General features: G+C 74.3%; 1 protein-coding gene. It reads right to left on the bottom strand.

Annotation, left to right across the window (positions count from 1 at the left end; all coding sequences use genetic code 11):
* Positions 1 to 57 precede the first annotated feature (57 nt).
* Positions 58 to 9,626: type I polyketide synthase (locus tag BMZ82_RS42060; protein WP_256252141.1), on the bottom strand; the 9,569-nt coding region annotated here is incomplete at its 5' end.

The raw sequence follows: 9,626 nt of genomic DNA, 5'->3' as shown, positions 1-9,626 counted from the left end.
GTCCGCCGGGGGGCGAGGGGGCTGCCGTCGTCGGTTCGCGTCGGCGCGGGCGGGGCGTCAGTTCGCGCCGAACTCGTCCTCCAGGAGCGCGAGCAGTTCCTCCGCGGTCGCCTCGCCGACCTCGTCGTCCGCAGGTCCGGCGGCGGACGATCCCGCCGTGCCGACGCCGTCCAGTTGGGCGACCAGGGTGCGCAGCCGGTTGCCGAGCGAGGCGCGGGCCTCCGGAGTGGGGATCGCGGCCGACGCCACGGACGCCTCCAGGCGGTCCAGATCGGCGAGGGCGGCCCGCCAGGGATCCTGCTCGCCGTCCGCCAGCTCGCCGAGCAGGTGATCGGCGAGGGCGGTGGGGTTGGGGTGGTCGAAGACCAGCGTCGGGGTCAGCGGCAACCCGCTCTCGCGGACCAGCCGGTTGCGCAGTTCGACGGCGGTCAGCGAGTCGAAGCCCATGTCCTTGAAGGCGCGGCCGGGTTTGACGGCTTCGGCGTCCGCATGGCCGAGGGCCGCCGCCGCGTGGTCGCGGACGAGGGCGATCAGGCCCGCCCGCCGCTCGGACGCGGTCTGGGCGGCGAGCCGTTCACGCAGCCGCGCGCCGGGCGCGTCGGCCGGGTCGCCGGCCGCCGCCGGTTCGGCGTCGGGGGCGGCGGCGTCGCGCAGCGCCTCGGGCAGGTCGGACAGCAGCGGGCGGGCGCGCATCGCGGTGAACAGCGGCAGGAACGCGGGCCAGTCGACGTCCGCCACGGTCAGCGTGGTCTCGTCGCGCTCCAGTGCCTGGGCGAGCGCGGCGACGCCCAGCTCGGGGCTCATGGGCCGCAGACCCTGCCGTACGAGGCGGTCGGCGGCGCCCACACCCATGCCGGGCCCGTCCCACAGTCCCCAGGCCACCGAGGTGGCGGGGCGTCCGGCGAGCCGGCGGTTCTCGGCGAAGGCGTCCAGGTAGGCGTTGGCCGCGCCGTACGCGGCCAGGCCGCCGCTGCCCCAGATGGCCGAGATCGACGAGAAGACGACGAACGCGTCCAGCCGGTCGCCGAGCAGTTCCTCCAGGTTCCGGGCCCCGAGGACCTTCACCGCGCCGACGGCGGCCAGATCCTCGGCGGTGGTCAGATCGAACGCCTCCGTGGCACCGACCCCGGCCGCGTGCACGACAGCGGTGATCCGCTCGCCACCACTCTCCCTTTCGGAGCCGCTCTCGCCGTCGGTCTCGATCCGTGCGATCAGTTCGGCCAGGGCCGCCCGATCGGCGACGTCGCAGGACGCCAACGTCACCCGGGTGCCCGACGCGAGCAGTTCGTCGCGTAGTTCGACGGCCCCGGGCGCTTCGCCGCCACTGCGGCTGACCAGCACCAGATGCTCGGCCCCGGCGCGCGCCAGCCAGCGTGCGACATGCCCGGCGACACCGCCGGTGCCGCCGGTGACCAGCACGGTCCCGGCGGGCCGCCAGCCGTCCGTAGCGGCCACGGCCGCAGCGGGACGGCGGACCACCCGGCGCAGCCACAACCCGCCGTCGCGGACGGCGACTTGGTCCTCGGCGTCCGAGACATTCGAGGACCCCGACAGGGCGTCGGCGAGGGCCTGCGGCCAGTCGGCGGCGGAGTCGAGGTCGGCGGGCAGGTCGATCAGGCCGCCGATGCGGCCGGGGTGTTCCAGTGCGGCCGCCCGGACCAGACCCCAGATCTGGGCCTGTTCGGGACTGCCGGGGGCGTCGCCCGGACCGATGTGCACCGCCTGGCGGGTCAGCAGCCACATCGGCACCTCCGCGCCGGTGTCGCCGAGTGCCTGCACCAGCGCCAGGGTTCCGGCGAGCGGCGTCTCCAGCGCGCCGGGCAGCGCGATCACACCGGTCGGCTGCTCGTCGGGCGGCAGCTCGTCGAAGACCGTACGCAGCCGTTTGGCCAGCGCCTCCCGGCCCGAGTCGGTACCCGGCGCGCAGGGCACCGTGACCACGTCGGCCGCACCGGCACCGCGCAGGGCCGCCTCCACCGGGCCGCCGAGCGGATCACCAGCCGCCGTGACGAGCACCCACACGCCGGTCAGCGATCGGGCATCGGGCCGCCTCGCCGTCCGCTCCGCCGGCCGCCACACCACCGCGTACCGCCAGTCGTCCAGCACCGCGTGCTGCAGCCGTTCCCGGTGCCAGCCGCTCAGCGCGGGCAGTACTTCGGACAGCGGCTGGTCGCCGTCGACCCCGAGGACACCGCTCAGCGCCGCCAGATCCTCACGCTCCACGGCCTCCCAGAACGCCTCCCCTGCCTGCCCCGCCTCGCCCGCCTGGCCGTTCGGGGCCGCGATGCCGTGGCCGGGCCTGGGCGGCGTGGGCAGCAGCCAGTAGTGCGCACGCTGGAACGCGTACGTCGGCAGCTCCAGCCGCACCGCGCCGCTGCCGTCGTAGAGCGCCGCCCAGTCGGGTGCGATGCCCCGTACGTACAACTGCCCCAGGGTCGTGCGCAGTTCGCGCGTCTCCGGTCGCCCGCCGCGCAGGACGGGCACGGCGCGTACGTCATCGTCGTCGGCCAGGGTCTGCCGGGCCATGGCGGCCAGCACACTGTCCGGGCCGAGTTCGACGAAGGTGCGCACGCCGTGGCCGTACAACGACCGCACGCCGTCGGCGAAGCGGACGGCCTCACGGACGTGCCGGACCCAGTACTCGGGCGAGCACAACTCCTCTGCCGTGGCGGTCTCGCCGGTCAGGTTCGAGACGACCGGGATGCGCGGAGTGTCGTACGTCAGACCCTCGGCCACGCGGCGGAACTGCGCCAGCATCGGATCCATCAGCGAGGAGTGGAAGGCATGACTGACCGTCAGTCGCTTGACGCGCAGGCCCTGTTCACGCCAGCGGGACTCCAGCTCCGCGACCGCTTCCGCCTCACCGGACACCACGACCGACGACGGACCGTTCACCGCCGCGACGACAACACGCTCGTCATGCTCGTTCAGCTCGGCGAGTACGTCCGCCTCAGTCGCTTCCACCGCCAACATCGCGCCGCCCGACGGCAGTTCGCCCATCAGTCGGCCTCGTGCCGCCACCAGCGAGCAGGCGTCGTCCAGGGACCAGACGCCCGCCGTGTACGCCGCCGTCAGCTCGCCGATCGAGTGACCGGCTACGAAGTCCGGTGTCACGCCCCACGATTCGAGGAGTCGGAACAGCGCCACCTCCACCGCGAACAGCGCGGGTTGGGTGAACTCCGTGCGGTCGATCAGCTCCCCGTCCTCGAAGAGCACCTCGCGCAACGGGCGGTCCAGCAGCCCGTCGAAACCGGCGCACACCGCGTCCAGCGCATCCGCGAACACGGGGTACGTGTCATACAACTCCCGCCCTGCGCCGACCCGTTGACTGCCCTGCCCGGAGAACAGGAAGGCGAGCGCCGCTGGTGTCGTCGAGCCGGTGACCAGGCCCGGGACCTCGCGGCCCTCGGCCAACGCGGCCAGTGCCGACAGGAGTTCGTCGGTGTGGTCGCCGATCAGTGCGGCCCGGGTGTCCAGCGGAGTACGGGTCGTGGCGAGGGAGAAGCCGACGTCCCACACGTCCGGTTCGGCGGAGTCGGCCAGCCGGTCCCGTAGCCGGGCGGCCACAGCGCGCAGGCCGGAGGCGTCGGCCGCCGAGACGACCCACGGCAGCGGCGGCGCGACGGCCACCCCTGCCACCCCTGCCACCCCTGCCACCGCTTCGGCCTCTATCTCCGCCTCCGCCGGGGCCTGTTCGATGATCACGTGGGCGTTGGTGCCGCTGACGCCGAACGACGAGACCGCCGCCCGGCGCGGTTCATCGGTGTCCGGCCAGAGTGTCTCCTCGGTGGCGAGTGCCAGCGCGCCCGCGCTCCAGTCCACGTGGGTGCTGGGCTCGGCGACGTGCAGGGTGCGCGGGACGACGCCGGACCGCATGGCCAGCACCATCTTGATGACGCCCGCGACACCGGCCGCAGCCTGGGTGTGCCCGAGGTTGGACTTCACCGAGCCGACCAGCGCGGGTGCCTGCCCCGGCCGCCGGTCGCCGTAGGTGGCGAGGAGGGCCTGCGCCTCGATGGGGTCGCCGAGCCGGGTGCCGGTGCCGTGCGCCTCGACCACGTCGACCTGGTGCGCGGCCAGTCGGGCGTCGGCGAGGGCGTCCCGGATGACGCGTTGCTGGGAGGGGCCGTTGGGGGCGGTCAGGCCGTTGGAGGCACCGTCCTGGTTGACGGCCGAGCCGCGCACCACGGCGAGCACCGGATGCCCGAGCCGCCGCGCGTCGGACAGCCGCTCCACCAGCAGCATCCCCACTCCTTCGGACATGCCCATGCCGTCCGCGTCGGCGGAGAACGCACGGCACCGTCCGTCGGTGGACAGTCCGCGCTGGCGGCTGAAGGCGATCAGCCCGCCCGGCGTGGACATGACGGCGACGCCGGCCGCGAGCGCCATCGACGCCTCGCCCGACCGCAGTGCCCGCATGGCCAGATGCAGCGCGACCAGCGACGACGAGCACGCCGTGTCGACCGTCACCGCCGGGCCCTCGAGCCCGAAGGTGTAGGCGAGCCGGCCGGAGACGATGCTGCTTGCGTTCCCGGTCAGCAGGTGGCCCTCCATGCCGTCGGGCGCGTCGTGCAGGTTGCCGCCGTAGGTGGAGGGACCGGCGCCGACGTAGACGGCGGTGCGGGTGCCGCGCAGGGTGGCCGGGTCGATCCCGGCGCGCTCGAAGGCCTCCCAGGAGGTCTCCAGGAGCAGCCGCTGTTGCGGGTCCATCGCCAGTGCCTCGCGCGGCGAGATCCCGAACAGCGCGGCGTCGAAGTCCCCGGCGTCCTGGAGGAATCCGCCGTGCCGGGTGTAGGAGGTGCCGGGGTGGTCGGGGTCGGGGTGGTAGAGCCCGGCCAGGTCCCAGCCACGGTCGCCGGGCAGGCCGCCGATGGCGTCGCCGCCGTCGTCCAGCAGCCGCCACAGCTCCTCCGGCGAACCGATTCCGCCGGGGAAGCGGCAGCTCATGGCGATGATGGCCAACGGCTCGTCGGCATGACTGTCGTGACCGGCGGCAGGGGCGAGTGGGGCGGCCGAGGTACCGGAGGCGGCTGAGGCCCCGAGCAGGGTGTCTCGGAGGTGGGCGACGAGACGGTCCGGCGTGGGGTGGTCGAAGACCAGGGTCGCGGGCAGTCGCAGTCCGGTGGCCGCGCCGAGCCGGTTGCGCAGTTCGACGGCGGTGAGCGAGTCGAAGCCCAGGTCGCGGAAGGCGCGGCCGGGGTCGACGGCGGCCGCGGACTCGTAGCCGAGGACGGTGCCTGCGTGGCCGCGTACCAGGTCGGCGAGGATCCGGTCGCGTTCGGCGGGCGCGGCGGCGGTCAGCCGCCGGGTCAGCTCGTCGCCCGCGCTTCCCGCGCCGTCCGGGGCGGCGGCGCTCGCGGCGGTCCGGCGGGCCGGGGCGGTGCGGACCAGGCCGGTCAACAGGGCGGGCAGCGCCCCGGATCCGGCCTGGCGTCGCAGGGTGGCCTGGTCCAGGCGGATCGGTGCCAGCAGGGTGTGTCCGGCGGTCAGTGCCGCGTCGAACAGGGCCAGGCCGCGCGCGGAGTCAAGCGCCGTGACGCCGGTGCGGGACATCCGGCCGACGTCGGTGGCGTCGAGGTGGCCGGTCAGGCCGCTGCGCTGCTCCCACAGGCCCCAGGCCAGGGAGATCGCGGGCAGTCCCAGGGAGCGCCGGTGCTGGGCGAGCGCGTCGGTGAAGGCGTTGGCGGCGGCGTAGTTGCCCTGTCCGGCGTTGCCGAAGACTCCGGCGGCCGAGGAGAACAGCACGAAGGCGGCGAGGTCTTGACGTGCCGTCAGTTCGTGCAGGTGCCAGGCCGCGTCGGCCTTCGGCCGCAGTACGGCGTCGAAGCGCTCGGGCGTGAGGGCGGACAGCACCCCGTCATCGAGAGCGCCGGCGGTGTGCACGACGGCGGTGAGGGGGTGGTCGGCGGGGATGCCGTCCAGCAGGGCGCGCAGTGCGTCGCGGTCGGCGGTGTCGCAGGCCGTCAGGGTGGCTTCGGCCCCGGCGGCGGCGAGGTCGGCCAGCAGTTCGTCTGCGCCCGGGGCCTGCGGTCCGGAGCGGCTGGCGAGCAGCAGACGCCGTACGCCGTGCTCGGCGACCAGGTGCCGGGCGACCAGTGCGCCCAGGGTGCCGGTGGCGCCGGTGACCAGGACCGTGCCGTCCGGGTCGAGGGCGGGCGGCACGGTCAGCACGACCTTGCCGATGTGCCGGGCCTGCTGGATGTGCCGGAAGGCGTCCGGTGCCCGGCGCAGGTCCCAGCACCGGCGCGGCAGCGGGCGCAGCGCGCCGCTCTCGATGAGGCCGAAGACCTCCTCCAGCATCTCGCGCAGCCGCCCGTCGCCGCTCTCGCCGGTCTCGAACGCCCGGTAGCGCACCCCATGGTGGTCCGCGGCGACCTGCTCCGGGTCGCGTACGTCGGTCTTGCCCATGTCGATGAACCGGCCACCGGGCGACAGCAGTTGCAGCGAGGCGTCCACGAACTCCCCGGCCAGGGAGTTGAGTACAACGTCCACACCGGGGAACTTCTCGGCGAAGCCGAGGTCACGGGAGGAGGCGATGTGGTCGTCGTCCAGGCCGAGTTGACGCAGTGCGTCCCACTTGCCGGGGCTCGCGGTGGCGTACACCTCCGCACCCAGGTGCTGAGCGATCTGTACGGCGGCCATGCCGACGCCGCCCGCCGCCGCGTGGATGAGGACGGCCTCGCCGGTGCGCAGCTCGGCGAGGTCGACGAGGGCGTACCAGGCGGTCAGGAAGGCCACCGGTACCGAGGCGGCCTGCTCCCAGGACCAGTCGTCGGGGATGCGGGCGACCTTGAGCCGGTCGGTGACCGCGAGGGGCCCGAACCCGCCGGTGAGCATGCCCGCGACCCGGTCGCCCACGGCCAGGTCGGTGACGCCGCGGCCGACCTCGACGATCCGGCCCGCGCCCTCGCTGCCGAGCAGCGCCTGGTCGGGGTACATGCCGAGGGTGATCAGGACATCGCGGAAGTTGACGCCGCAGGCGCGTACCGCGATCCGTATCTCGCCCTCGGCCAGCGGCGCGGCGGCGGGCGGCCACGGCACGGCGGCCAGATGGTCCAGCGTGCCGGGGGTGGTCACGGCGAGCCGCCAGGCCTGGGAGTCCGCGTCCGCGTCCGCGTTCGCGTTCGCATTCGCGGGTACCGGCAGTGGGGCGTCGGCGGCGGCCCGGGACAGGCGCGGGGCGCGGGCCTCGCCGAGGCGCAGCGCGGCCTGGGGTTCGCCGGTCGCGACCAGCGCGGGGAGCGCCTGCCAGGAGGCGGGGTGCCCGTCGGTGTCGACCAGGACCAGCCGGCCGGGGTTCTCGGACTGCGCGGCGCGCAGGAGACCGGTCAGCGCGGACGCCACCGGGTCGGTGTCCTGCCAGTCGTCGGCCGCGCAGCCGTCGCGGGTGACGACGACCAGACGGGTCTCCGCGAAGCGGTCGTCGGCCAGCCAGCCCTGCACGTCGCGCAGGGCCCGCTCCAGAACGGTACGAACCGCCTGCGGGGCGGCGGGGCCGTCGGGGGTGGGCCAGCCGGTGAGCACCACGGCCGGGACCGGACCGGAGGCGGCCAGTGCGTCCCGGTCTGCGTGCCGAGGCAGGTCCAGCGCCTTCGCGAGGCCCAGATCGTCGGCGCCGAGCACCGCCCAACCGGCGGTGGACGCGGCGTCGGGCAGTCGCGTCGGGGTCCAGGCCACCCGGTACAGGTCCTCGGCGGCGCCGGTCGACAGTCGCGCCGTGTCGACCGGCCGCAGCACCAGGGCGTCCACGGTGGCGACGGGGCCGCCCGCCGGGTCGGTGAGGGTGACGGTCAGGGTGTCCGCGCCGCTGCGCGCGAGCCTGATGCGCAGCGCCCGCGCGCCCACGGCGGACAGCGTCACGCCGGTCCAGGCGAACGGCAGCCGGGGGCCGGTGACCCCGACGCCACCACCACGGGCGTCGCCGTTCGCGTCGTCTTCGAGGAAGCCCGCGAACCCGGCCGCGTGCAACGCCGCGTCCAGCAGCGCGGGATGCAGGCCGTAACGCGCCGCCTGCTCACCGTGGCCGTCGGGCAGAGCCGCCTCGGCGTACACGGCGTCGGCGGTACGCCAGGCGGCCCGCAGCCCTTGGAAGGCCGGGCCGTATCCGTACCCCGCCTCGGCCAGCCGGGGGTAGAGGTCACCAACGTCGAGCGCCGTCGCCCCGACCGGCGGCCACTGCTCCTGCCCCACACCGTCGACCGGGCGGGCGGCCTCGGCCACGGTTGCAGCGAGCACGCCGGTGGCGTGCAGTGTCCAATCGCCCTGTAGCTCCTGCTCCTCCGCGTCACCGTCCGTGGCTTCGGGACGCGCGTGTACGGTCAGGGCGCGCCGCCCGGTGGCGGGGTCGGGGGCCGCTACCCGCACCTGGACGCACACCGCCGCACGGTCGGGGACCACCAGGGGCGTGTGCAGGGTGAGTTCGTCCAGCAGATGACAGTCCGTCATCTCCCCCGCGCGCAGCGCGAGTTCCACGAACGCCGTGCCCGGCAGCAGTACGGTGCCGGCCACCGCGTGGTCGGCCAGCCACGGTTGGGCACGGATCGACAGGCGGCCGGTGAGCACCAGTCCGTCATCGTCTGCCAGGCTCACCGCGGCGGCCAGCAGCGGGTGTTCGACTGTCGTCAGACCCAGCCCGGCGGCATCGGCGAGCCCGCTGTCCGGGTTCTCCAGCCAGTAGCGCTGCCGCTGGAAGGCGTACGTCGGCAACTCCACGCGCGGCACCTCGACACCGCCGTACAGCGCGGCCCAGTCGACCCGGGCCCCCTGAGTGAACGCCTCGGCGACCGAACGCAGAAACCGCTCGGCTCCGCCCTGGTCACGGCGCAGGGTGCCCAACGCGACACCGTTCCCGTTCCCGCCCGGCGACTCGTCCAACGTGTCCTGAACGGCGGTCGTCAGCACCGGGTGCGGACTGACCTCCACGAACAAGCCGTGTCCGGCGGTGGACAGTTCGGCGATCGCGTCGGCGAGGCGCACGCGGTGACGCAGGTTGCCGTACCAGTAACCGCCGTCCAGCTCACCGGGCTTGACCCACTCGCCGGTGTACGTCGACAGCATCGGCACAGCGGGGGCCTGCGAGACGATGCCCTGCAACGACTCGGTGATCTCGGCTTCCAGCGCCTCGACCATCGCCGAGTGCGAGGCATAGTCGACGGCGACCCGCTTCGCCTGAACCCCCGCTGTCTCGCAGCGCTCCAGGAACGCGTCCAGCTCGTCCACGGGCCCCGACACCACAACGGAACCAGGCCCGTTGACGGCCGCGATACCGACACCGTCCGACAGCAACGACTCCACCTGATCGGCGGAGGCGAACACGGACACCATCCCGCCACTGCCCGCCAGCCGCGTGATCGCCCGCGACCGCAACACGACCACCCGAGCAGCGTCCTCCAGCGACAACGCACCCGCGACGCACGCAGCCGCGATCTCACCCTGCGAATGCCCCACCACAGCAACCGGCACCACACCCACCGACCGCCACACCGCAGCCAACGACACCATCACAGCCCACAACACCGGCTGCACAACGTCCACACGCTCCAACTCAGCCCCATCACCCGCGAGTACACCAGTCAGGGACCAGTCCACCCACGGCGACAGCGCTGCCTCGCACTCGGCAACCGCCG

The organism is Streptomyces sp. yr375, from assembly GCF_900110755.1.
Taxonomy (GTDB): Bacteria; Actinomycetota; Actinomycetes; order Streptomycetales; family Streptomycetaceae; genus Streptomyces.
The sequence above is the reverse complement of the archived record's forward strand: the minus strand, read 5'-3'. Positions and strand labels throughout refer to the sequence as shown.